19 protein-coding genes are annotated in these 25,281 nt (G+C 69.5%); 2 read left to right on the forward strand and 17 right to left on the reverse strand.

Features of this window, described 5'->3' with window-relative positions; all coding sequences use genetic code 11:
* Positions 1-13: 13 nt before the first annotated feature.
* The 4 genes from rimO to ACTIGN_RS19595 form a co-directional block, all read right to left on the reverse strand.
* Positions 14-1,438, reverse strand: a complete 1,425-nt coding sequence (rimO, locus tag ACTIGN_RS19580; protein ID WP_439626893.1) for a 30S ribosomal protein S12 methylthiotransferase RimO — start codon at positions 1,436-1,438, stop codon at positions 14-16.
* Positions 1,439-1,518: 80 nt separating this feature from the next.
* Positions 1,519-2,463: a hypothetical protein gene (locus ACTIGN_RS19585; protein ID WP_439626895.1), complete on the reverse strand. Its 945-nt coding sequence runs from the start codon at positions 2,461-2,463 to the stop codon at positions 1,519-1,521.
* A gap of 30 nt (positions 2,464-2,493) precedes the next feature.
* Entirely contained in the window at positions 2,494-2,751 is a 258-nt protein-coding gene (locus tag ACTIGN_RS19590) for a hypothetical protein (RefSeq protein WP_439626897.1), read from the reverse strand.
* Positions 2,748-2,996, reverse strand: a complete 249-nt coding sequence (locus tag ACTIGN_RS19595; RefSeq protein ID WP_439626899.1) for a hypothetical protein — start codon at positions 2,994-2,996, stop codon at positions 2,748-2,750. The genes ACTIGN_RS19590 and ACTIGN_RS19595 overlap by 4 nt, the downstream gene beginning before the upstream one ends.
* Positions 2,997-3,075: 79 nt before the next feature.
* On the opposite strand from ACTIGN_RS19595, the gene ACTIGN_RS19600 reads away from it, so the two are divergent.
* Both ACTIGN_RS19600 and ACTIGN_RS19605 read left to right on the forward strand, forming a co-directional pair.
* Positions 3,076-3,558, forward strand: a complete 483-nt coding sequence (locus ACTIGN_RS19600) for a GNAT family N-acetyltransferase (RefSeq protein WP_439626901.1) — start codon at positions 3,076-3,078, stop codon at positions 3,556-3,558.
* Positions 3,559-3,650: 92 nt separating this feature from the next.
* Positions 3,651-4,052 (forward strand): hypothetical protein, encoded by a 402-nt coding sequence (locus tag ACTIGN_RS19605; protein WP_439626903.1) that lies wholly within the window; start codon positions 3,651-3,653, stop codon positions 4,050-4,052.
* Between the two features lie 38 nt (positions 4,053-4,090).
* Here the strand turns inward: ACTIGN_RS19605 and ACTIGN_RS19610 are convergent, their stop codons facing one another.
* The 13 genes from ACTIGN_RS19610 to ACTIGN_RS19670 form a co-directional block, all read right to left on the reverse strand.
* Positions 4,091-6,391, reverse strand: a complete 2,301-nt coding sequence (locus ACTIGN_RS19610; RefSeq protein ID WP_439626905.1) for a WD40 repeat domain-containing serine/threonine protein kinase — start codon at positions 6,389-6,391, stop codon at positions 4,091-4,093.
* 116 nt (positions 6,392-6,507) lie between these two features.
* Positions 6,508-7,125, reverse strand: coding sequence for an RNA polymerase sigma factor (locus ACTIGN_RS19615; protein WP_439626907.1), 618 nt, complete (start codon positions 7,123-7,125; stop codon positions 6,508-6,510).
* 339 nt (positions 7,126-7,464) lie between these two features.
* Entirely contained in the window at positions 7,465-8,613 is a 1,149-nt protein-coding gene (locus ACTIGN_RS19620; protein ID WP_439626909.1) for an AAA family ATPase, read from the reverse strand.
* Positions 8,614-8,729: 116 nt separating this feature from the next.
* The gene (locus tag ACTIGN_RS19625; protein WP_439626911.1) at positions 8,730-9,767 is read right to left on the reverse strand and encodes a prenyltransferase/squalene oxidase repeat-containing protein; all 1,038 of its coding nucleotides are present in this window, start codon (positions 9,765-9,767) and stop codon (positions 8,730-8,732) included.
* Between the two features lie 111 nt (positions 9,768-9,878).
* Positions 9,879-13,133 carry a hypothetical protein gene (locus ACTIGN_RS19630; RefSeq protein WP_439626913.1) on the reverse strand — a complete coding sequence of 1,085 codons (3,255 nt, stop codon included), beginning with the start codon at positions 13,131-13,133 and terminating at the stop codon, positions 9,879-9,881.
* Between the two features lie 190 nt (positions 13,134-13,323).
* The gene (locus tag ACTIGN_RS19635) at positions 13,324-15,522 is read right to left on the reverse strand and encodes a hypothetical protein (protein WP_439626914.1); all 2,199 of its coding nucleotides are present in this window, start codon (positions 15,520-15,522) and stop codon (positions 13,324-13,326) included.
* A 182-nt stretch (positions 15,523-15,704) separates the two neighbouring features.
* The gene (locus ACTIGN_RS19640) at positions 15,705-18,305 is read right to left on the reverse strand and encodes a hypothetical protein (RefSeq protein ID WP_439626916.1); all 2,601 of its coding nucleotides are present in this window, start codon (positions 18,303-18,305) and stop codon (positions 15,705-15,707) included.
* 53 nt (positions 18,306-18,358) lie between these two features.
* Entirely contained in the window at positions 18,359-20,560 is a 2,202-nt protein-coding gene (locus tag ACTIGN_RS19645) for a BatA domain-containing protein (protein ID WP_439626918.1), read from the reverse strand.
* Positions 20,561-20,744: 184 nt separating this feature from the next.
* Positions 20,745-21,299: a hypothetical protein gene (locus tag ACTIGN_RS19650; protein WP_439626920.1), complete on the reverse strand. Its 555-nt coding sequence runs from the start codon at positions 21,297-21,299 to the stop codon at positions 20,745-20,747.
* Entirely contained in the window at positions 21,296-22,186 is an 891-nt protein-coding gene (locus ACTIGN_RS19655; protein WP_439626922.1) for a DUF58 domain-containing protein, read from the reverse strand. The genes ACTIGN_RS19650 and ACTIGN_RS19655 overlap by 4 nt, the downstream gene beginning before the upstream one ends.
* Positions 22,187-22,438: 252 nt before the next feature.
* Entirely contained in the window at positions 22,439-23,449 is a 1,011-nt protein-coding gene (locus tag ACTIGN_RS19660; protein ID WP_439626924.1) for an AAA family ATPase, read from the reverse strand.
* A 208-nt stretch (positions 23,450-23,657) separates the two neighbouring features.
* Positions 23,658-24,071, reverse strand: coding sequence for a carboxypeptidase-like regulatory domain-containing protein (locus tag ACTIGN_RS19665; RefSeq protein WP_439626926.1), 414 nt, complete (start codon positions 24,069-24,071; stop codon positions 23,658-23,660).
* Between the two features lie 13 nt (positions 24,072-24,084).
* Complete coding sequence (locus ACTIGN_RS19670) at positions 24,085-25,143, reverse strand: DUF1559 domain-containing protein (RefSeq protein WP_439626928.1); 1,059 nt, start codon at positions 25,141-25,143, stop codon at positions 24,085-24,087.
* Positions 25,144-25,281: the final 138 nt, after the last annotated feature.

Raw genomic sequence — 25,281 nt, forward strand, 5'->3', positions numbered from 1 at the left:
CGACCGGTTCGCGTCACCACGGCTGGCCGATGGCGCGGCCGGCGAGGTCGTACCCGTCGGCGGCGGTGACCTTCACGCGGGCGAAGTCGCCGGGCTTCAGGTTCTTCCCCTTCACGCGGACGGCGCAGTCGATGTCGGGCGTGTCGGCGGTGGTGCGGCCGCGGACGTGCCCGGCGAACTCCGGGTCCGGCCCGTCGATGATGACCGGGTGCTCCTTGCCCACCTGCGCGTTCGCCCACCCGAACGCGACCTGTTGCTGCACCTCCATGATCGCGGCGACGCGGGCCTGCTTCACGTCGTCGGGCATGTGGCCGTCGAGCTTCTCGGCCGGCGTGCCGGGTTCGAGCGAGTACGGGAACACGCCGAGCCGCTCGAACTTGAAGTCGGCCACGAACTGCCGCAGTTCCTCGAACTCGGCGTCGGTCTCGCCCGGGAACCCGGCGATGAAGGTCGTGCGGATCGCGAGGTCCGGCCACTTCGCCCGGAGCCGGTGCAGGAGCTTCTCGGTCGCGGATCGGTCGACGCGGCGGATCATCCGCTTCAGCACCCGGTCGCTGATGTGCTGGAGCGGCATGTCGAGGTACGGGATCACCTTGCTGGACCCGGCGAGGGCGTCGATGACCTCGTCCGAGAGGTGCTCGGGGTAGGCGTACAGCGTGCGGACCCACTCCAGCCCCTCGACCTTGTCGAGCGCCCGGATCAGGTCCGGGAGCCGCGTGCGGCCGTACAGGTCCATGCCGTAGTAGGTCGTGTCCTGGGCGACGATGATGAGTTCGCGGACCCCGTCGGCGACGAGTTCCCGCGCCTCGCGGACCACTTCCTCGATCGGCTTGGTGACGTGCTTGCCCCGCATCTTGGGGATCGCGCAGTAGGTGCAGAGCCGGTCGCACCCCTCGCTGATCTTGAGGTACGCGAAGTGCCGCGGGGTGATGCGGAGGCGGGCGGTGTCCTCGAGCGCACGCACCGGGGCCGGGCGGAACAGCGACCGCTGCTCGTCGGCGAGCTGCGGCTGGCGGTGGGTGGCGCGGTCCACGACCGCGGCGATCTCCTCGCGGCCGAACACGCCGACGATCTGGTCGACCTCGGGCACCTGTTCGAGGAGCACGTCGCGCTGCCGCTCGGCCATGCACCCGGCGACGACGACGGACCCGACCTTGCCGCTCGCCTTGAGCGCGAGCATCTCGCGGATGACGGACAGGGACTCCTGGCGGGCCTGCTCGATGAACCCGCACGTGTTGATGACGACGACGTCGGCCCCGGCCGCGTCGGGCTGGAGCGTGTACCCGTCCTGGGCGAGCTTGCCGAGCATCCGCTCGGAGTCGACGAGGTTCTTGGGGCACCCGAGCGAGATGAACGCGAAGTTCCCCTTGGGGTCGGTCGCGCCGCGGGACGTGCCCCCGTTGGGTTCGGCGGCCAGCGGCAGGCTCTTGGTCGTCATCCGGTGCGGCTCGTCGTGGTCGTGTGCGGCGAAAGTCGAACGGTCATTGTAGGTGCGCCGCGGCCCGGCAACAAGCGACGTCACTCGCCGCTCGCGGCGGGGCCGGTGGGGACCACGGGGGCCGGGGGCGGCTCGCCGAGCCCGAGCGCGGCGAGCGACTCGGCCCGTATTAACTTCAGAGCGATCTCTTCCAACTGATTTGGCGGGAGCACCGACAACTGTCCGGCCACGTAGGGCGGCAGCGGCCCGAACTTTTCCGCGACCAGCTTGGGGATGATGCGCCGGATCGCCCTCGCTTCGATCGAGTTGAACATCGTCGCGGTCTCCGGGTTGTTGGCGGCGGCGAGCTGTTCGAACTGCGCCTGGCTGGCATCGTCCAACTCAAGGTAGTTGTCGAAACACTCGGCGAGCAGCGCCCGCTTCGCGTCATTCTCCTGCGAGCGGGCGATTTTCGCCAGCCCTTCCGCCTTGATCCCGGCCCGGTCCGCGGCGGGCAGTTTCATGAGCGCCGACAGCGCCAGGCCGAGCGGGTTGTCGCCGCCCAAGTACGCCAAGCCGTCGAGGGCCGGGAGCCCGATGTACGGGTACTCGAACTTGAGCAGGGTGCGGTCCCAGAGCCGCTCCTCGTAGGCGTCCCAGCCGAGCCCGTCGAGCCCGACCCGCAGGAACAGGCACACCGGGAACACGGGCAGGCCGTACCGGTGGCGGAGCGCCTCATAGTGCCACACCATGCGGCCGCGGATGTCGGTGGACCGCTCGGGCGACTCGATCTCGATGTTGATGAGCACGAGGGACGAGTCGGCCGGCCGGTAGAACGGGTCCGGGATCGGTTCGCGGGTCCGCACCCGGGCGACCAGGTCGAGGACGCGGTTGTCGCCCTGCGGCGGGTCGAGGAACGATTCCTGCTCCAGCCACTCGGTGCCGGAGAAGTCGAACCGCGGGTACCAGTTCGGGAAGAAGAGCGCGACGAACTCCGGCAGGAACTCGTGGAGCAGCGCCTTGAACCGCTGGTCGTGGTCGTCCATGCGTGGAACGGTGCCTCGGTGCGCGTCAAGTCAGCGGCGCGACGGGCCGGCGTAGAGCACCTCGACGCGGAGGTTGGTCTCGTCGATCCGGTAGTACACGCCGAGGACGTCCTCGTACCAGATGCGGAACCCCGGTTCCCGCGACTCGCCCATGTCCCGGGGATACCTTCGGAGCATGAAGTCGATCCGCGCGGCGGCTTCGCGCACCCGCGCCGGGTCGTCCGCGGCGGCCTCAACTGCGGCGGCTTCCTGAATGGCCGACTGTCGCCACGAGACGGTGTAGGTCATTGCCAGCCCAGCCGCTTCTTCATCTCTTCGAAGGTGTACGCGGGCTCGGCCATGCGGCGGGCCGTTTCCTCGGGGGTGATGGCGGCTTCCCACGCCGGGGCGGGCTCGGCCCGTGGGACCGTGGTCGCGAGGACGCGGCCCGTCTCGTCACGGAACTCGACCGGTTGCACCTGCGCGGCCTCGGCGAACACCTTCTCGGCATCGGCCCAGCTCACGGCCTTCCCGCCGACGTACACCATAACCATGCGCTGTCCTCCCTCGAATGAGCGGTGGTATTCTAACACAGCGACCTGACCGGTGGGTGCTTTAGACCGAGGTGTGTTCGTGCTCATCCGACCCGCGACCGGGGCCGACTGGCCGAGCGTTTGGGAACTGTTCCGCCTCGTCGCGGCCGGCGGGGACGTGTTCGCGTACGACGAGTCCACCACCGAGGACGCCGCCCGGAAGCTGTGGTTCGACCCGCCGGTCACGTGCCTCGTCGCCGAGATCGACGGGCACTTCGCGGGGACGTACTACGTCCGCCCGAACGCCGCCGGCCGCGGGGGCCACGTCGCCAACGCGGGGTACATGGTCGCGCCGGCGTTCCGCGGCCGCGGGCTGGCCCGCGCGATGTGCGAGCACTCGCTCGGCACCGCCCGGCGGCTCGGCTTCACCGCGGTGCAGTTCAACTTTGTCGTGGCGTCGAACGCCGCGGCCGTGCGGGTCTGGGAGGCGTGCGGGTTCGCGGTCGTCGGCCGCGTGCCGGGCGCGTTCCGCCACGCGGACCTCGGGTTCGTGGACGCGCTCGTGATGCACCGGGCACTGTAACGGTCGCTCCGCCCGCGGTGCGCGCTCGCCGCCGCGGTCCATACAGCAACAGCACCCCTCCCACTTCCCGTTCACCACGCTCGAGGTGTCCGATGCGTACCTGTGTGATTCTGGCGCTGTCACTGTTCGCGGCGGCGGCCGGTGCAGAAGAAAAGCCGACCGTGCGGGAGATCCCGACGGCGGACCTGAAGGTGACATTCCCGGAGCAGGGGAAGGCGGGCGTGCCGACCGTCATCGAGACGGCCGACGACCTGGCGAAGTCGCCCGTTCTCAAGGACGCGGCCGGGGCGATCGCGAAGGTGGTGGACTTCAAGACGGAGAAGCTCGTGCTGTTCGCGTGGGCCGGCTCGGGCCAGGACAAGCTCACCCTCGCCGCCAAGGAAGCGGGCACGGCGACCGTGCTGGTGACCGAGTACGCCCCGGGCCGGACCCGCGACCTGCGACAGCACGTCAAACTGTACGCGGTGCCGAAGGCCGCGGCCTTCGGGAAGTGACGCCGAGTCCGGGTGGGGCGGGGCCGTGCGGCCCCGGCCTACTTCGGCAGTTCCCACACGCGGACGCTCCCGTCGCGGCCGCCGGCGGCCAGCGTGGTGCCGTTCTTCGCGAACCGGACCGTGTGGAACGCCCGCCGCCCGCGGTACGAGAACACCTCGGCGTGCGTCGCCACGTCCCACACCCGCACCCCGTCCTGCCCGGCGCTGGCGAGCCACTTCCCGCCGCCCCCGAAGCTCACCGACCACGCGTCGCCGTCGTGGGCGTTGGTGATCGTGTGGAGCAACTCCCCGCGGTCGTTCTGCACGTCCCAGAGGCGGACCGTCCCGTCCCACCCGGTCGTCGCGAGCTTCGTCCCGTCGGGGCTGAACGCGACCCCGTACACCGGCCCCTTGTGCTGGCCCAGGTTCACCGGGACGGCGTCCCGGTCGCGCCAGTTCCACACCTTCGCGGTGCCGTCGGACCCGGCGCTGGCCAGCCGAGTCCCGTCCGGGCTGAACGCGAGGCTGTGGACCGTGCCGTAGTGCCCGCGGAGTTCCACCGGGATCTGCGCCGCCAGGTCCCAGACGCGGATCGTCGCGTTCCGGTCCCCGGTGGCGAGGTGGTTCCCGTCCGGGCTGAACACCGCGGCCTTCGTCGAGGTCGGCTGCGGGAACGAGTTCTCGACCCTGTAGTTGTCGAGGTTCCACACGGTGACGACCGAGGCGTCGCACGTCGTCGCCAGCCGCTTCCCGTCCGCCGACACGTCCACGGACCACACGGTCCCGCCCTGCCGCGGCTCCAGCGCCTTCGACACGGACCCCTTCTTGATGTCCCAGATCTTGACCTGCCCGTCGTCCATGCCGACGACGAGGCTGTCGTCGCCCAGGAACGCGATGGTCCACACGGTCCCCGACTCGCCCTGGAGGACGACCCTCGGGGCCGGCCCGGCGTCGGCCGGCGGCGGGGCCGCGGGCACCTCGACCGTCTTCTCGACCACCCGCTCGACGACCCCGGGCGACCAGAACAGGCCCACGAGCGCCGCGCCGAGGGCCAGTCCCGCGGCGACCGGGGTGGTGCGGCACGCGACCCCCGCCCAGCACACCTTCCGGCGGCGCTGAGCGGTCGTTCCGCTCCGCGTCGACGACCCGGCGCACACCTCGGCGGGCACGTCGAGCGGGTTCAGGGCGTGGGCGCGGGTCAGCTCCCCGGCCAGTTCCTCGGCGACCTCGGCGGCCGTCTGCGGGCGGTCCTTCGGCTCCTTCGCCAGCAACCGGTCCACGAGGTCGGACAGCCAGTGCGGGACGTTCGGGCTCACCTCGGAGAGCGGCTTCGGGGTCTCGTCGGACACGCGGCGGAGCACCGCGAGCGGCGTCTTCGCCTCGAACGGCGGCGAGCCGGTGGCCGCCTCGTAGAGCACGCTCCCGAGGCTGAACAGGTCGGCCCGGTGGTCGATCTCGTCGCCCCGGGCCTGCTCCGGGGCCATGTACAGCGGGCTCCCGGCCACGAACCCGGTGCGGGTCAGCTTCACGTCCTCGACGGCCCGCGCGAGCCCGAAGTCGGTGAGCTTCACCCGGTCCGTCGTGGCCTCGAGGAGGATGTTCCCGGGCTTGATGTCGCGGTGGATGAGCCCGCCGGCGTGCGCCGCGGCGAGCCCGGCGGCGGCCTGCATCCCGAGCCGGGCGACCTCCAGCGGCGGGAGCTTGCCGGTCCGCTTGATACGCTGCTCGAGCGACTCGCCGTTGATGAGCTGCATCACCAGGTACGGCAGGCCGGACGCCTCGTCCTCGTCCACCTGGTGGACGGCGACGAGGTTGTCGTGGGTGACGGCCGCGGCGGCCCGGGCCTCGCGGCAGAACCGCTGCCGGGCGACCTCGTTGTTCGCGAGCTTCGGGTCGATCACCTTGACCGCGACGTCGCGGGCCAGGCACGGGTCGTAGGCGTGCAGCACCACGCCCATGCCGCCGCGGCCGACGACCCGGATGATGCCGAACGTGCCGAGCTTGCCGAGCTTGCCCGGCTCGTCGGCCGGCTGGAGGAAGTCGATGGGCAGGGGCGTGCCGTCGATGTCCTCGGGGGCGTTGGCGAACGCCGCCGTCGCGCGCACCTCGTTCTCGGCGGCCGACAGCGCGTTCCAGTACGCGGAGTCGCCCGGCGGGGTGTCCTTGTGGCACTGGCGGAGGTTGGTGGTCAGGTCGCCGGCCCCGGCCCCGGTCATCGCGTCGAGCCGCACCTGGCAGCTCACGCACGAGCCGACGTGGTCGGACAGGACCGCGGCCCGGGCCTCGGTGAGCCGCCCGCGGACGAGGCGCTCGAGGTCGCCGCTCGGCGGGCACACACTGGTCGTCGCGTTGGTAGACATGGGTCGCTTCGAGTTTCGAGATTAACGTGCAAGGGTGACGAACGGACCCGTACCTGGTGTGGACTCGCCGCTGCGACTCGAACCGTTCAACTCGAAACATCAAACTCCCGAACGGGTCACGGGCTGCTGTTGTCCTCGTCGTCCATGAGCTTCTTCACCTCGTCCCGGAGCCGGGCCAGGACGCGGCTCTTGGCGACGTACACGGCCCCGGGGGTCATTTTCAACCCCACCCCGACGTCCGCCGCGGCCGCCCCCTCGACGGCCGTCTGCCAGAACGCCTGCCACGTCGCCGGCTGGAACTCGTCCTTGACGCGCTCCATCGCCCGGGCCGTCAGCCGCCGCTGGTACTCCTTCTCCCACTCGGCGTCCGGGCCGTCGTCGTCGCGGGCCGGGGCGGCCTCCAGCCGCTCCTGGGCGTCGGCGTCGCCGGTCCCGCGGGGCCGGTTCCGCTGGCTGCTCAGGAAGTTGTAGATCTTGTTCCGGGTGACCGTGTACAGCCACCCGCGGAACGTGCCCCGCTTCGGGTCGTACTCCATCCGGTGGGCGTTGCGGGCGACGCTCCGGAGCACGTCCTGCATCAGGTCGGCCGCGTCGGCGTCCTGGAGGCCGCGGTTGCGGGCGAACCGGTACACCACCGGGCCGTACAACTGCACGAACTCGCGCCAGGCGACCGTGTCGCGGCCGTCCCGGATGCGTGTGAGCAGGGTGACCCGGGTGAGCGGCGGCTCGGCCATTCAGGGCATCCCGGTGAGTGATACCGGCGGCACAGCGGGCGACTTACACGGTCGGCCGGCACGGTGAAGCATCGGTCGGAGGTGGTTCATTTTATGATACGGCGGCCGGAACGGGATGGGTCGGGCCGCGGTCCGGCCAAACTCCGGCATCGTTCGCCCCAATGACCGACGGATCCACTCGGGTCGAACGCACCGGCTGCCCAGGCCCGGACCAAATGGTTCCGGTCGACACCCACACCGTCCTCCGGAATCATTCCGGAATCAATAACCCCTCCGGAAGAAACAATGTCAGACCGAATCGCCCGGCCGCTCAGAGGCGAGCGGCCGGGCACGCGGGGATCAGCCCACGCGGTACTCCACCGCGTGACACTCGGCGGCGGTCGGCACGTCGAGCCGGTCGAACAGCCGCTCCCACACCCGCACCGGCACCTTCCGCTCGCGGCCGCGGTTGCGGTCGCGGATCAGTGGGACCGGCGGCTCCAGGTACACCACCCGGACCCGCGCCTTGTAGTCGGCGCACAGCCCGATGACCTTCTCCCGGAGCACCCGCGACACGTTCGTCGCGTTCCACACGAACGGCACCGCCCTCCGCAGGAACCCCCGCGCCCGGTCGTAGGCCGCGGCGACGACCGCGCTCTGGTTGTCCGCGGGATCGACGCCCAACTCGCCGCGGATCTGGTCGAGCGAGATCACCTCGCGGTCGCCCGCGTGGTCGGCGAGCCAGGTGTCCTTGCCGCTGCCGGGGAGCCCCGAGAGGATCGTGACTTCGCACCGCGTGTCGTCGTACAGGGACAGCGTCGGGTGCTCGCCCGGGGTGCGGAAGTAGGTGAACCGCGAGTGGTCGTTGGCGAACGCCCGCGGGCCGGCCGCGACCCCGCACTCCTCGCAGAACGTCGCGAACAACTGGACCCGCGTCAGCGCGTCGTCGTCCGGGGCGGCGACGATCCGCCCGCGGTGGTCGGCCTCGGCGACGATCGCGAGCAGGTCGGTCCTCGTCGTCTCGGCTGCGAGGATCACCGCCCGCTCAGGGTCCGGCTTCTCCAGGTAGTTGCACGGCAGCCCGTGCCAGCGGACCAGCCCGAGCACCTGTTCGCGGACGGGGAACGGCGTCCCGAACGGGGCGAACGCCGGGTCGTCGGTGAGGATGCGGCGGGCCTTGTACACGCCCTTCACCGCGTGGCCGGGCGACCGCACGCGGCCGTCGGGGTCGACCCGCGTGCACTCGGGTTTGGCGACGTCGTGGAGCAGGGTGCCCGCGAACGCGACGTGCCGGTCGGCCTCGCCCAGTTCGCGGAACGCGGGCAGGGCGGCGAGTTCGGTCAGCACCATGCCCAGGTGCGTGAGGACGTCGCCCTCGGCGTGGAAGACGGGGTCTTGCGGGCACTCGCCGAGCGGTTCGAGCCACGGGAACGTCGCACGGAGCGCGGCGAGGTCCACCCGAAAGTCGGGCGGCTCGGGGCACCCCGGGATTCGCCACACGCCGTCCACGACACGCCCTCCACCTGAACCGGTAGGTGCGAGGGACACGTCCGGGGCATTTGGGGTTCACGAGAGGCGCGCGGAGAGGCCCCGCGGTCGCGACCGCGGGGCCTCGTTGGGGGGCGTCACTTCTGGTAGATGGGCAGGTAGTGGGTCGGCACGCTGAGGATCAGGACCGCGATCGAGGTCTGGTACACCGGGCCGTACCCGGCCTCGCGGCTGGTGTCGTACCACGACCCGTTGTCCTTCTGGTAGGACGAGGCGAGGAGCTTGTCCCGCATCCGCTTGTAGTACTTCTCCCAGAGTTCGCCGCCGACCTGGTTCATGGCGTGGGCCGCGTAGTAGTGGCCGTACCAGTAGTGCCCGCGGTCGTCGCCGGTCTTCTCCATGTACTCGACGGCCTTCTTGATCTCCTCGGCCTCGTACTCGCCGCACAGTTGCAGGACGCACACCCCGGCCGCGGTGCGGGCGTACCCGGCGGACCCGCCGTACGGCTGGTACTTGTACCCGCCGCTGTTCTTGTCGCGGCACTTGCCGATGTACTTGATCGAGTCGGCCATGGTCTTGTCGGGCACCTGGAGGCCGGCGTCCTTGGCCCCGCGGAGGGCCATCACCTGCATGATGGTGACCGAGATGTCGGCCCCGGTGGGCGACGGGTCGTACCGCCACCCGCCCTCGTTGTTCTGCGTCTTGATGATGAGGTCGATGGCCTTCTTGGTCACCTTCTTCACGTCCTCGTCGCCGGTCATGCCGTACACCTGCGTGAGCGCCAGGGCGGCCATGCCGTGGCAGTACATGTTGCCGCCGCGGGAGCCGACGAGGTACCCGTCGTCGCGGCACTGGGCGAGCAGGAACCGGACCCCGGTCGCGACGACCTTGCCGTAGTCGCCCTGGTTCGGGGCGTGGCCGTTGGCCATGAACGCCATGAGCGTGAACCCGGTGATCGCGGTGTTGCCCCACGACCCGTCGGCCGCCTGCTCCTTCGCGAGGTACTTCAGCGCCTTCTCGACGGCCGCCTTGGTCTCGGCGTCCATCTTCACCTTGTCCTCGGGCACGCTGCCCGCCGGCTTCGGGTCGGTCTTGGACGCGGGCGCCTGGGCCGCCGCGGCCGGAACGGCGAGGAGGGCGGCGAGCGTGCAGGTTAGGAGGAAGTGCCGGGTCATCGCGGGGGTCTCGGTGGAAGTGTTCGGAGTTCGGCGGGGCGGACGAACGGGGCCGGTGAATCGAGCGGTCTCGACCCACCGGCCCGCGGGAATGTCAGGCACGGTCGGGCGTCACTTCCCGCCGGCGGGCTTGGCGTTCTTGATGTTCACATTGTACTGCTTGATCAGCTCGCGGAACTCGGCCGGGAACTGGGTGTCGGCACCCTGCTGGACCTTGTCGCGCTGCTTGTCGCGGAGCTTGATGAAGGTGCCGTCGCCGGTGGCCACGGTGCCGTTCGAGGCCGCGTTCTTGAGCTTGTCGCCGCCCTCCATGTCACCCTCGCCCATGCCCATGTTCATGCCCTGCTGGGCGGTCCCCATTCCCATGCCCATCCCCATGCCCATCCCCATGCCCATGCCTTGGGCCATTCCCATTCCCATGCCCATCCCCATTCCCATGCCTTGGGCCATGCCCATGCCCATACCCATCCCTTCACCCATCGCCATGCCCATTCCCATCCCCATGCCCATCATGCCGGGTTGCTGGGCGGCCTGGAGCGTGTCGAGGGCCTTCTGGAGCGCCTGGGCGGCCCCTTCCTGGTTCATGCCGGCCTGGCCCGGTTGACCCTGTTGCAGTTGCATCTGGGCCTGTTGCAGTTGCATCTGGGCCTGCTGCAGTTGCATCTGGACGGCCATCGGCGCGTTGGCCTGGGCCTGTTGGACGGCGGCCTGGGCGGCGTTGTTCGCCTGCTGGGACTGCTGGAGGGCCTTGGTCGCTTCGAGCACCTGTTCCTGCTGCTTCGCAAGCTCACCGGGCATCATCCCCATGCCCATTCCCATCCCTTCGCCCATTCCCATACCCTTTTCACCCATACCCTTCTCGCCCATACCCTTCTCGCCCATACCCTTCTCGCCCATACCCTTCTCACCCATGGGCTGCATGCCCTTCTCGCCCATCATGCCGCCTTCCATCATGCCCTTCTCGGCGGCCATCTTGAGTTGGTCGAGGGCCTTCTGCTGGTTCTCGATGGCGGCGGGGAGGTCGCCCTTCTCGATGGCCTTGGCGGCCATGTCGGCGGCCTTGGCGGCCTCGGGGAGCTTCTGGTCGGCGGCCTGCTTGGCGATCTGCTTCTGGAGCTCGGCGATGTTAGGCATGCCCTTTTCCATCATGCCCTTCTCGCCCATCATCGGCTCGCCCTTCTCGCCGGCCGTGGGCATGCCCTTTTCGCCGGCCATCGGCTCGCCCTTCTCGCCCATCATCGGGGGCATCGCGCCGGCCATGTTGGCCTCGTTGGCCTTCTCGGCGGCCATCTTCGCCTGTTCGAGCGCCTTCTGGACCTGCTCGGCGGCGTTCATCGGGTCGACCTTGTTCGGCTGGAGGGCGGCCTGGTCCTTCGCCTCCTGGCCCTTCTTCTGGTCGATCTGGGCCTGGACGTCCTTGGCGGCGTCCTCGATCTTCTTGGCGGCCTCCATCGCCTTCTCACCGCCGGCCATCGGCATGTTCATGTCGAGGTCCTTCTTGGCCCCGTCCTGCTTCATGTTGGCGTCGTCGACCTTCTTGGCGGCCTCGTTGATCTTCTCGGCGGCCATCGGGTCGGCAGCCTTGTTCTTGTCGGCGATCTCCTTGAGCGCGTCGGCCGCGTTCTTGGTCGGCTCCTTGAGGTCGTCCTGCTTCTTGGCGACGTCGGCGGTGTCCGGCTTCTTCGGGTCGGCGGCGGCCTTGTTGGCGTCCTTGGCGACGTCCTTCTCGTTCTTCGCCAGTTGATCGAGCTTGTCCTTGATCTCCTCGAGCTTGGCGATCTCGGCGCGGCGCTCCTCGATGTTCTTGGCCTGCTGGTCGAGCGCGGCCTTGGCCTCCTCGAGCGCCTTGATGGCCTCCTTCTGGGGCTGCTTGGCGTCGGCGGCGTTCTTGTTGTCGAGCTTCTCGTTGGCCTTCTTCTGGGCCTCGGCGGCCTTGTCGAGCGCGGCCTTGGCCTGCTCGTTCGGCGGCAGCGGCATCTCGCGGACCTCGTCGGTCGCCTTGCTGACGTCCTTCTGCGCGACCTTCGCGTCGGCGAGCTTGTTCGGGTTGGCCTCGGCCTTCTCGGCTTTCTTGGCGGCGTCCTTCTGGTCCTTGATGAGCTGCTCGACGCGCTCGGCGGCCTGCTTGACGGCGGCGAGCGGGTCCTGCTTGGCCATCTCGGCGGCGGCGATCTGGCGGTCGAGTTCGGCCTTGGCGGTCTTCAGGTCCTCCAGGGCCTTGTCCTGGGGCTTCTTGGCCTCGGCGACCTTACCCTCGCGGAGCGCGTCCTCGGCCTTCCACTGGTTGTTCTCGGCCGGCTTGAGCATCTCGGCGACCTCCGGGGCGGCCTGCTCCGCGGCCTTGCGGGCGTCGCGGGTGGCGAACTCGGCCTTGGTCTGCTGGTTGGCGAGTTCGTTGCCCTTCACGACCTTCGGGTCCTGGCCGGCCTTGCGGGCCTTCGCTTCCTCTTCCTTGGTCGCCTTCTCGGCGCTGTCGTTGTTCACCTTGGTCTGCGCGTCGAGTGCCTTGGCGACCTTGTCGGCGGCCTGCTTCAGCGCGGTGAGGCGGTCGGCCGGCGGGGTCCGCAGCGCGGCGGCGAGGTCCTTGAGTTCCTTGGCGTGGCGGCGCTGCCGCTCGCCGGCGTCGGTGAAGTTCGCGCCGCGGAGGGTGCGGACGGTCACGTCGATCTCGGCGACGAGGCGGTTCCCCCGGGGGAGCACCTCGGCGGCCGCGATCCGGTCCTTCTGCTCCTGGCTCAGGCTCTTCGAGATCTCCGGGTCGTTGACCAGCACCGCAACCTGGTCGAACACCGAGGCGACCTCCTTGCGGAGGTCCTCTTCCTCGATGCCGAGCTGCTCGCGGTCGTCGATCACGACGCGGCCGGGCTTGCGGGGCAGCCGGGAGTTGGTGAGGGTCTCGACGTTGATGTTCAGTTGGGTGTCGGCGGCGCGGTCGAGCCGGGCGGCGGCCTCGTCGAGGTTCCGCACGATGTCCAGCTTGAACAGCATGCCGCGGAGTTGCTCGACGACGGCCCGCTGCTTGGCGACCGCCTCCTTCTGTGCGGCGGTGGCGGTGTCCGGGTTGGTGGCGGCGATGGCCGCTTCGAGCTTGCCGAGGATGTCGCGGATCTCGTTGTCGCTCAGCCCGCGGAACTCGGTCACCATCCGGTCGAGCATCTTCCGCTCGACGGTCGGGGCGAGCCGCTGGAACGACATGGCGTCGAGCGTGGAGCCCAGGCGGCGCGCCGTCTCGTCGACCCGCTGCTTGATCTTCTTCTGCTCGTCCCGCTGCTTGGCCGGGTCGGTGTCCTTGGAAATCGCGATCGAGGTGGTGGCCCCGACCAGAACCAGGATCGCGAACATTCGACTGCGACGTCCGGCGGCCATCGGCGGGCCTCCTTGAGGCGGGTTGGGTCGAGAGAGGACGACCCAGGTAGGTCCATTTACTATCGGTGTGCCACGAACCGTTTGCAACACGAAACTGGGACGAGTTACAGCGCGTCTCGGTTTCCGACGCCGGCCGGGGCGTTACACCCGCGTGACGCCCGGACCGGAAGACGAATGTGCCGCCCCGGGCTCACTTCTTCTTCGGCTTGAACACGTCGAACTGGTCGCGGGCCAGTTCGTTCACCTTGTCGCGGAGCTTCATGCGGGACTCGTCGCGGGCGAGCAGGGCCATCGCCGCGTCGGCCTCGGTGACGACGATCTTCCGGCGGGCCTCGCGGGTGTACCCGGCGGGCCGGGGCGACAGCGGCTTGCCGTCGTCCCCCAGGAGCGGCTTCCCCTTGGCGTCGACGACCGGGAGCTTGTCGAACACCTCGACGTACACTTCAACCGTGTCGCCGACCTCAAGTTTCGCGCGCTTCAGAACAATTTTCCCGTCGGACTGCACCTCGGGGTACTTCTTCTGGAGCCCGGCGATCTCGAAGTTGTACCGCCCGCCGGCCTCCAACTCGCCGGGCTCCTCGGCCGGGTCGCGGGACGGGAACGGGTAGAACTGCACGTTCACCCGGTTCCGGTTGTTCCGCGGCACCGCGTCCATCTGGAACTCGAAGCCGAGGACCTCGACGGTGCGGGTGAACGAGTACGCGAACAGCCCCAGGTCTTGGACGAACGGCCCCAGGTCGGCATTTTTGGGCGGCACGAACCGCGTGAGCGGGAGCCGGTCGTAGACGATCAGGTTCGGGTCGTCGCGGGGGTGCTGGATCGCCTTGTACTCCTCGGGGTACAGGTCGAACTGCACCCCCTTGGGGATGACCCGGAACCGGATGTTCGCCGCCCGCACGCCGACCTCGGACCGGGCCGCATAGGTGACCATGACGAGCCCGTCCGGGGCGAGCGCCATGTCGAACTCGTAGTCCTTCGGGTTCCCGGTGCCGTCGAACGTCTCCGGGTTCGGGTTCCGGGTGGACTCGGGCCGGAAGTCCACGACCGGCGGGCGGTCGTCCCACATGCGGACGTTGCGGCGGATCGGGGTCGGGTTCGTGAACCCGTAGGAGTCGGTCAGGTCGATGCGGTAGCCGATCATCCTCGGGACGGTCGGCACGACGAACGACGCCGACTGCCGGTCCTTGCCCATCTCGGCGGGGGCGACAGGCGGCAACTCGCGCTCGGTGAGCCCATCGCCGCGGACGATCGGGACGAGCGCGGCCGTCGCGACCGGCTTGTTGAACAGCGCCTCGACGATGATCGTGGACCGGGGCAGCGCGTCGATCACCTCGCCGCGGGTCCACCCGTCGTTCTTGCGGAAGTACGCCTGCCCGTTCGGCCGGGTGCCGAGGTACGCCGGGAGCACCTGCTCGGCGGTCAGCGGCGGGCGGCTCGGGTCGTCGCGGGCCAGTTGCGGAGGCGACTCGAACCGCACCGTGCTCGCCTCGTCGGTGCGGCCGTCCTCGAGCCGCGCCTGGAAGGTGAAGTCGATCGACGACGCCGGGAGCTTCACCGAGAAGATGTCGGTCGGCGCGCCGTCCGGCCCCTTCTCGTTGGTCAGTTCGTAGAACTCGGCGGGCTGGCCGGTCGGGACGACGACGAGGGTGCCGACCGAGTTCGGCGTGAACTTGCCGCTCGCGGCGTACCGGACCGTGACCTCGGCCCCGGTCGGGAACACCCCGGGGGTGCGGTTCTCCAGGCGGGTGTCGCGGGGGATCTCGACCTTCAAGAGCGCCTGCCGCTGCACGAGGATCGCGGCCAGCGGCGCGTTGACCGCGGCGAACGCGCCCCACACGACGAGGGCCGGCACCAGCACGGCGGCCGCGAGCTTGAGGCGGCGGTAGTCGACGAGCGCGCCGAAGTCGTGCTTCGCGGCGATCTCGCCGGCCTCGCGGGTGACGTCGGCGATGAGCGCCTGCGACATGCCGCGGGTGTCGGCGGTGGGCCGGTTCAGTTGGAGCGCGGTGACGAGCCGGTGGTCGAACTCCGGGTGCGCCCGCTCGGCCCGCAGCGCGAGGTCGTCGATGTGCGGGGTCGTGCGCCACGGGCGGACGACGAGGTAGTACGCCACCGCCCCGGCGAGGGCGAGTTGCGCGGCGGTCATGAGGAACCGGACGCCGAACGGGGTGTGCCCGACGGCGAGCGGGTCGGTGGCGAGCACGCCGGTCCACCGGACCGCCTTGCGCCACCCGGCCGAGCCGGAGTACCGGTCGATGGCCCAGTCGGCGGCGCACGCGACCGCGAGCACCAGGGCGACGACAGTAGCCCACCGGGCCGCGCCCCACGCGAAGGTGAGCGCCCGCTCGCGGAGCCGCCAGTGGTTCAGTTGGGTGAGGACGCTGTTCATGGTCGGTTGTCGTCGGGTCGTACGTGGCGTCTGTTATTGCCCTCTCCCCTTGCGGGAGAGGGTGGCCGCGCTTCGCGGCCGGGTGAGGGGTCAAGCGTCAACATCTCAACAGGTTCAACCCCTCACCCGCTCGCAAAGCCTCGCTGCCCTCTCCCGCAAGCGGAGAGGGCGAAGAACCGGTCTCAGCTCATGCCGTTGAACTTGCGGAGGAACCACTCGGTGGGCAGCAGGCCGAGGAGCAGGAGCATGGCCCACTTGTTCCACAGCAGCACCTCGTCGCGGCTCGACTGCGGGGACTTCTGCGCCTTCAGGTCGCCGGCGAGCTTCACCAGCGTCTCCTCGCGGTAGAACCCGGCGTCGGCCTCCGAGCCGCGGCTCTGGCGGCTCAGCTTCCGCATGGCCGGCTCGTCGAGCGCGCCGGGCGCGAGTTCGTGGTTGTCGCGGTACACCACCGGGAAGTTCAGCGTCGCCGGGCTCTTGTTCTTCGGGTCGACGGTCAGCCGGTACTGGCCGACCTTGTTGTACGGCAGCGTCATCGCGTACTCGCCCTCGGTCCCGGGCACCTTCTGGAACTTCACCGGGACCGTGCGGTCCTTGTCGTCGGTGCCCGCGTCCACGCGCTCCAGCGTGCCCTCGACCTCGTCGGCCGCGAGGGGCTGGAAGTTGTCGTTGAACACGCGGACGTAGTACTCGCCGGTGGTCCCCTCGACCGGGGCGATGGTGTTCGTGGACAGTTGTGTGAGCTTCGTGCCGACCACCCGCGGGATGCCGGCGCTATAGATCGCCTGGGTCCAGAACCGGCTGGTGAGCTTGTTCTGGAGGTTGAACCGCCACCGCCACGTGTCGTCGAACCCGACCCACAGGGCGTACCCCTTGCCGTAGTAGTGCCCGGCGAGGAGCGGCATCTCCTTGTTGTCCGGGGCCGGGGTGCGGGCCGTCGGGTGGACGAGGAACACGTCCGCGGCCGGCTTCACCTTGGTCACCGGGTAGTACCAGTACAGCGGCTCCAGCCGCTTGCCGCTGCCGCCGAGGGCGGACTGGTTCCCGCGCTTGCCCCACCGCTCGGCGTTGTCGATCGGGTCGTCCTCGAGCGCGACGATCTGCGTGCGGTTCGCGGCCGGGGCCAGGACCGGCACGAACCCGACCGGGTTCTCCAGCGACTGGATCGGGAACCGCACCGCGTCGAAGTCGACCGGCAGCACCTCGGCGATCGGGCTCCCGTCGCCCTTGACCGGCCCGCCCTTCTCGGCCGCCCACGCGGCCGGCGCGTTCCACCGCCCGGCGACGTGGATGAGCCCGCCGCCCTCCTTCACGAACTCCTTGATGACCTCCTGCTGGTCCCGCGTGAAGAACTTGCCGGGCACGTCGCCGATCACAATCAGGTCGAAGTCGAACAGGATCTTGCGGAACTCGGGCCGGTCGATGTTGAGGGTGCCGTTCACCTCGCGGGAGAACTCGATCATCCACGGCGGGCCGGACCGCATCGCGGCGCGGTCCCCCTCGGTGAGGTAGAACTTGGCGTCGACGCGGCGGTCCCGGAGCAGGTCGCGCTGGAGGAACTGGAAGTCGCGGCGGGGCAGCCCGTCGACCCACAGGAGCTTGAGCTTGCGGCTCACCACCTGGGCGGGCCGCGACAGGCCTCCGGTGAGGGTGTCGATGGCCTCGCGCGCCCCGGCCGGGGTCACCGCCACCGCCACGCTGTACTCCTGCTTCTTCCCCTCGGCGTCGGCCTTGGTCGGGGCGAACTTCAGGAGCGTGGCGAACGTCTTGCCGTCGCGGAGCTCCTCGGGCGAGAGGGTGAACGTCTCCTTCTTCGTGGCGACCTCGCGGTCGCCGTACTTCAGCGTGATGTTCGCGGTCCCCTCGGCGACCCCCTTCACGGTGTACCGCACGGGGACGGTGGTGATGTCGTCCACGAACAGCGTGTTGGGCACGTCGGTGTCGGTGCCGACGCGGCTCCCGGCCCCGCCCTTGTCGGCCGCGCCCGAGCCGAACGCGACCTGGAGCTGGCCGAAGCTCGAGCTGCCGACGCCGTACACGGAGATCGGGATGCCGCGGCGGTTGCACGCGCGGGCGAGGTCGTCGAGGCTCCGCGGGCCGGTGTTCTCGCGGCCGTCGGAGACGATGACGATGGCCGCGGGCGCGTCGGCGTCGTCGCGGTTGAGTAGCTCGAACGCGGCCTCGACGAGCGCCGTCTTCGGCTCCGTCGCCGCGAGCCCCGTGAGCCAGTCGTCCTTGCCCGCGTCGCGCCCGACGCGCTGGGTGCCGAACGTGTACACCTCCAGCGGGCCGACCTTGGCGAGGCTCTTGAACAGGTCGATCTTCGGGTTGGTAAGGGCGGCGCGTGCGACCTCGATCCGCTTCGGCCGCTCGAGCGTCTTCTCGTGCGACGCGGAGAGCGACTCGGTCGGCAGCCCCTTGTCGGCGTCGATGAGGCCGAACGCGATGGCGGCCCGACCCTGGTCGTCGGGCGTGGTCCGCGGGTCGGCGCTGTCCATGCTCTGCGACACGTCGATCAGCACCGCGACCGGCCGCACCTTGTCGCGCTTCTCCTCCGAGACCCACACGGGGCGCAGGAGCAGCACCGCGACCGTGGCGACGACGGCGACGCGCACGAGGGCCATCGCGATCCGCGGCGCGAGCGCGACCTTCGCCGACTCGCGGACGTAGAGCGCCACGACCGCGGCGACCGCGGCGAGGCCGAGGGCCGCTGCGACCAGCCACGGGAACGAGCCCCGCAGTTGCAGGTGGGAGAGCCAGAGTATTGCGAACAGGTGAGGCATTGTGATTCAACCCGAGGAAGCCGCCGCGTCGCGACGCGAGGGCTTGGAGAACGTTACCACGCGCGGCCGCACACCCACGCCCAGGCCGATTCCGCCACCAACAGCACGAGCAGCGCGAGCAGGACGTACTCGGTCCATTCGCTGCGGGTGCGGAGTTGCGTGACCGCGGCGTCGGTGCCGGCCCCGGCCTGCACGACCGCCGGGCGGAACCCGAGCCACCCTTCGATGTCGTCGTCGGTCGCGGGGGTCAACTTCCGCGACTCGCGCAGGTCCGGGTTCACCGTGAACACGGCCCCGCTGTCGTCGGCCTTGCCGACCGGGACGATGTGGTACACGCCCGCGAGCAGCGTGTCGGTCGCGGTGACGGCGCGGCGGCCGTCGGCCTCGACCGCCTCCAGTTTCACCCGCGGGCGGAGCTTGTCGCCGCCCGGCGACGGCTGCACCAACTCGAACGCGCTGCCGAGTTCGGGCGGCGGGTTGTACACGAGGGCGGTGCCGGCGACCGCCGTGCCGCCGGCCTCCTTGCGGCCCGTCAGGTGCGTGACGGTGAACACCGCCAGCGGCACCTGGAACGACCCGGGGTCGGACGAGAAGTTCCCCCACGTCTCGTCGAGCGAACTGGTGACCAGCACCACCTCGCCGCCGCCGACCACCTTCGAGGCGACGTACGGCAGCCCGCTCGTCGTGCGGACCAGCACGCGGCCGTTCGCGCCGGCTTCTGAGACGCCGAACAGGCGGAACAGCGACACCGCTTGAAGCGCCTGGGCGTAGGGGGCAACGCGGAACTTGTTCAGGAACGACGCCTCGTCCACCGTGTCGGACGCCGGGTGGAACGGCGACGTTTCCGTCGCGCTGAGGATCTTCCCGAGGTCGAACGGGAGCAGCTTCGACCCGCCGCTGCCGAGCACCGCATTGTACGCCTCCGCGGTCACCTGGTCGCCGGGCGCGACGACGAGCCCGCCGCCGCTCTGCACGAACTTGTCGAGTGCGAGCGTGAAGTCGGCCGACATGCCGGCGATCGGGTCGGCGGCCTCGCGGACCGGGGCGTTGAGCAGGTAGACGATGTCGGTACCGTCGAGGTTCTTGGGGCTCGCCTCGTTGGCGGCGACGGTCTCGGTCTCGATGTAGTACTCGGGCACCTTCGCGGGGTTCAGCGCGGTGCGGACGAAGTGGTCCCCCGAGCCGGTCGGGTTCTCGGGCGTCGGGGTGCCGTTGACCAGCAGCACGCGGACCTTGTCACGCACGAGGATGGTCTTGTAGAACACGTCGTCGCCGGGCACGTCGTCGTTCTTGATCCGCACGCCGACGACGCTGACGCCGGCCCGGTCGAGGCTCCCGGTGAGGCTGACCGGGAACGTCTGGTCCGGGTCGATCTGCTCGACCCGCACGGCGTCCTTCTCGACCGCCTTGCCGTCGAGTTCGAGGGACACGTCCACCCCCTTGATTGGCTCGGAACTGGTGTTCCGCAGGGTGACGACGAACGGGATGCGGGTGCGGGTGTGCGGGATGCTCTCGGTGTGCCAGGTGACGTCCTCGACGGCTACGTTCGGGATCTTCCGGTTCACGTCCCCGCACCGGACGAACACGAGGTTCCCGGCCGCCTTGATCTCCTCGCACTTCGCCCGCACGGCCCCCTGCTGCCGCTCGAACGCTTCCTTCTGGAGGTCGGTGAAGACGTACACCTCCTTGGCCCCGGCGGTGCCGGCCTTCGCGACCGCGAGCGCCTCGGAGAGCCCGGGGAGCAGGTCCGACGACAAGCTGGTGATCTGCACCGAGCCGACCGCCTGGCGGGCCTGGTCCATGTTCATCTTCTGGACCGGGCCGACGAGCGCGGCGCGGTCGGCGCAGCTAATCACCTGCACCGACGAGTTCGCGGGGAGCGTGTCGATGACCGCGATGGCGGCCTCCTTGGCGCGCTCCAGTCGCGTCTTCTCGCCGTCGCGGGCGCCCATGCTGAACGACGTGTCGATGACGAACACCGCGTCCACCGGGTCGCCGCGGCTCGACAGCGCCGCGTTCTCGGCCCCCGGCCGCGCGATCGCGAGCGCCACGAGGCAGATGGCGAGGCACCGCAGCAGGAGCAGGATGACCTCCTGGAACTTGAGCCGGCGGCTCGTCTGCTCGATGGCCTCCTTGAGGAACCGCATCGGCCCCCACGGAAGCGGCGTGTGCCGGGCGCGGTAGAAGAAGTGGAGCGCGACCGGGACGGACACCGCCGCCGCACCCGCCAACATCATCGGAGCCAGGAACGTCATCGCGGGGAGCCCTGAAAGTCACCAGGGGTTGACACCCCTGGCTATTAACGATCGCGCTCCAGGGGTTGACACCCCTGGCTATTAACGGTCGCCCCTTCGGGGCTGCAATCGGGTTCTTGACCCCAACGGGGTCACCGTCAATAGCCAGGGGTGTCAACCCCTGGCAGCCATACCCGAGCCAGGTTCACCGTCCGGGTCCGGGAGCCTCTTGCAGTTTCACGCGGGTCAGCACCCACTCGGAGGCGTCGGCGGCGTCGAGCGACTTCGGCCGCGGCTGCGTGCCGGGGGCGAGCCGCATCCGCACGGTCGCGTTGCCCTCGAACGCATAGACGCCGTGCAACTTCACCGCGGGGCCGGTCATCTTCGGCGCGTCGATCAACTCCAGGTCGATCTCGCGCGGGTCGGCGGCCTCGTTGAGCGTCAGCCGGTACGCCTTGCCGCCGAGGTTCTCCCAGCGGTCCCCGGCGACGGTCACCGCGTTGGGCGTGTTCCGCCCGGCGACGGCGATCTGCCAGTCGCCCTGGAACCGCTCGCCGTCGTTCCGCGGCTCGGTCGTGCGGATCAGGAAGTACCACGCCCCAACCGCCACGAGCAGGCCGAGCGAGCCGACCACGAGCCAGCGGCGCTTGCGCTGGTTCTTGCCCTCACCCCTTGCGGGAGAGGGTGGCGGCGCTTCGGGCCGGCTGGGGGGGATCGCGCCCCCTGCTCCCGGCTGCTCGCCTTTAACGGGGTCACTCATCGGCGGCCCGCCTGCAGCCGGCGCACGAGGTACTCGGCCAGCGCGTTCGACAGCGGCCGGTCGGTGAGCAGTTGCATGTAGTCGACGCCGCTGCCGTCGCACCCGCGGCGGATGTCGGCGAGGTACTTCTGGACGATCTTCAGGTACGACGGGCGGAGCAGGTGCGGCCGCGTCATCAGCTCCTCGAACCCCTCCAGACCGACGAACCGGATGTTGCCGTCGAGCGGGAAGTTCACCTCGTCCGGGTGCAGGACGTGGAACAGGATCACCTCGTGCCCGCGGAACCGCATCTGGCGGAGCCCGGCGAGCGTCGGTTCGAGTTCCTCGAGGCAGTCCGAGATCAGCACGACGATGCCGCGGCGGCCGGTGCGCTCGGCGACCTGGTCGAGCATCGGCCCGAGGTTGGTGCCCTCGCTGGGCTCCAGCGCCTCGAGCGTGCGGGTGATGGTGTTGATGTGCCCCATCTGGCTGCTCTGGGGCAGCTCGGTGACGACCCGGGTGTTGAACACCCGGAGGCTCACCGTGTCGCGCTGGCGGATCACGAGGTACGCGAGCGACGCGGCGAGGAGCTTGGCGTACTCGAGCTTGTTCGTGGCCCCGGACCCGTACCGCATCGAGTTGGACGCGTCGAGCAGGACGTGGCAACTGAAGTTGGTTTCCTGCTCGTACTGCTTGATCGTGTACCGCTCGCTGCGGCCGTAGCTCTTCCAGTCGATGTGCCGGATGTCGTCCCCGGGGACGTACTCGCGGTGCTGGACGAACTCGACGGAGAACCCCTTGAACGGGCTCTTGTGGTCGCCGACCCGCAGCCCCTCGACGACCTGGCGGGCCTTCATGCCCAGGGACTCGGCGCGGGCGAGGATGTCGGGTTCGAGGTAGTTCGGCATGGGATCTCTCGCCGCTCCGCGGGGCCGGTGTTTGAGCCCCGGAGGGGCGACCGATGGTAGCCAGGGGTGCGGCCCGCGTGCGGGCAAACCCCTGGTCCGAGGCGAACGGAGAACACCCGTCGTCTCTGTCGCCCCTCTGGGGCTGCGATCCGTATTGGCCGGGGACCAGGGGTTGCGCTCGAGGACTCGCTCCACCCCTGGCTACCGTCCGCCGCCGCTCCGCGGCTGAAGAAGAAAACTCGAAACGGCACCTCAGGTCGAGGTCGCCTTTGCCGCCGCCTTGATCAGGTCCTTGATGACCTGGTCGATGGTGATGCCCTCGCTCTGGGCGGCGAAGTTCAGGATGATGCGGTGCCGGAGGATCGGCGTCGCGACCGCGACCACGTCGTCGCCGGCCACGTGGTTCGACCCGCGGAGCAGGGCGTGGGCCTTGGCGGCGAGGATCAGGTTCATGCTGGCCCGCGGCCCCGCGCCCCACGTGAACCACTTCTGCACGAAGTCGGCCGCCTCGGGCGTCCCCGGCCGGCTCAGACGCGTGATCTTCTTGGCGAACTGGAAGATCTTGTCCGACACCGGCACCCGCCGCACGATCTGCTGGAGCCCGATGATGTCCTCGCCCGACAGCACCGGCGACACCGTCGTCTTCGTGTCCGACGTGCCGATCCGCATGATCTGCTCCTCCTCGGCGTCGGTCGGGTAGTCGACCTTGATGAGGAACAGGAACCGGTCGAGCTGGGCCTCGGGGAGCGGGTAGGTCCCTTCCTGCTCGATCGGGTTCTGCGTCGCGAGCACGAAGAACGGGGCCTTCATCGGGTGGTCGACGCCGCCGATGCTGGTCTTCCGCTCCTGCATCGCTTCGAGGAGCGCGGCCTGCGTCTTGGGCGGGGTCCGGTTGATCTCGTCGGCCAGCACGATGTTCGCGAAGATCGGCCCGGCCATGAACTTGAACATCCGCTCGCGGGTCACCGGGTCGTCCTGGATGACCTCGGAACCGGTGATGTCCGACGGCATCAGGTCCGGGGTGAACTGGATCCGCTTGAAGCTGAGGTCGAGCGCCTGCGCGAGCGTCGAGACCATGAGGGTCTTGGCGAGGCCGGGCACGCCCATGAGCAGGGCGTGGCTGCGGCAGAAGATGGCCATGAGCAGTTCGTCGAGCACCTTCTCCTGCCCGATGATGATCTTCCCGATCTCCTTCTTGAGCTTCTGGTGGGCCTCGCGGAGTTTCTCGATCATCGCCGCGTCGTTCTCAACGATCGTGCTCATACGGGCTGGCTCGGGAGGGTTGGCGGGTGAGGGCAAAGCGTCGCGCTAGCAGGGGCGCAAAAGGGACAAGCGCTGGCGGGAAGGCTTATCTAACCACATTCGACGACAAGACGCAAATGAGTCAACACGCGAAAATGTGGAAAGTGCCGCAAAAATGCTGAAACCCACCCGGAAGGGTGGGTTTCTGATGCCGGTGGCGACGGGCACCTCAGCCCTCGGGCTTTGCGAGGTCGATCGTGAGGTCGTTCGACCCCGGCTTCAGCTCGCGGCGGAGTGGCGAGCCCGGGCCGCGGAACCGCTTGAACTTCTCGCCGTCATTGCCGGGGAGTGTGACGTCGAACGAGACGCGGTACGAACCCGGCGGGACCGATCCGCCCGCGGCGACCAGTTCGAACGTCCCGTCGGCACCGAGTGCGGCCGAGTACATCCGGCCCGTCGCGGTCGCCCCGTCTGCGCTGACCGACTCAAACACGACCGACTGCGGGGCGCCCGAACCCGGCACGGCGACGGGCTGCCCGTTGTCGAGTACCCGGCCCGTGATCCGCGAGGCGTCGGGGCCGCACCCGGCGAAGATCACGGCGAGTGCGACTGCGAAGTATGCACAGGGAACGATGCGGCGCACGGCGTCCCTCCGGTTAGTAGTCCGCGGAGATGACCTGGCCGTCGTTCCGGCTGTGGAGCAGGAACCACGTGCGCTGGTCGACGCCGTCGCGGATGAACCGGATGCTCCCGTCGCCGAACAGTGTGTTCACCCCGCCGGTGTGCTTGCTCTTCGCCGTCACCTGTTGGCTCCCGCACCCAAGGACCGCGCCGCAGGCACCCATCCCGATTTTGGGCTCGTCGTCGCCGCCGTCGATATCGTCCTGCCCGCTCTGCGAGATGTTCGGGCCGGGGCTGTCACCGCGGCCGTTGCCGGCCGAGATGCTCGCGCCGCACTGGCCCATTGCCCACGTCCCGCGAAGGTCGTTCGCCGACGGCCCGATCCGCAACTCGTCGACCATGATCGTGGACGAAGTGCCGTCGGTGATCGCGAGCAACTTGATGCCGTTGTTCACGACCAGAACGCCGCCACCAGGGTATTGGAGCATCGGGTACCCGCCGGCCCCGCTGAAGTTTGGGCTGTTGTCGCCGTACTTGCCCCCGCCGGAGTCGAGGATGGCTGCGGCGCTGGCGTCCCCGACAGAGCGAGTAGTGAACCAGAACATCCCCGGCCCGGCGTTGCCGCCGTAGTTGCCGCGCGCCCAGTTGTTACTGGCCCGCGTGCAGGCGATCTCGCCCCCGACATCGGACGGGCACAGGTAGGTCTTGATGCGCGTGCCGACGATCGCCCGCCACCCGGCCTCTGCAAGTGTAGTCGGGTAGGCCTGGATGCTCGCCGAGACCTGCGAGTACAGGTTCCCCTGCTCGATGTACGGGAGGATCAGCACGGCCCAGTTCGGGCCGAAGTTCTGCCCGAAGCGGGTCGGGTCGGTGACCGAGGCATTGAGAAGAACGCACGGCGGCAGGTTGCCGACCGAGTCGTGGTAGGCGTGGCACGCGACGCCGATCTGCTTCTGGTTGTTCTGGCACTGGAGCCGGGCGGCGGCCTCGCGGACCTTCTGCACGGCGGGGAGGAGCAGCCCGATCAGGATCGCGATAATGGCGATCACCACCAGCAGCTCAATGAGTGTGAACGCGCGACGCCGGAGCGACATGGCGCACCTCGCAGGAGAATGGGCAGTATAAACGTCGTCCGAGCGACGCACCTCCCAGCCTACCCGCGTCTCCCACAGGGGCCATCCCAAATCCTCACCGCACCCACATTTTGAGCGTCGGACGGCGGTCACAGCCCG

Origin of the sequence: Gemmata sp. (assembly GCF_051859125.1) — a bacterium.
Lineage (GTDB): Bacteria > Planctomycetota > Planctomycetia > Gemmatales > Gemmataceae > Gemmata.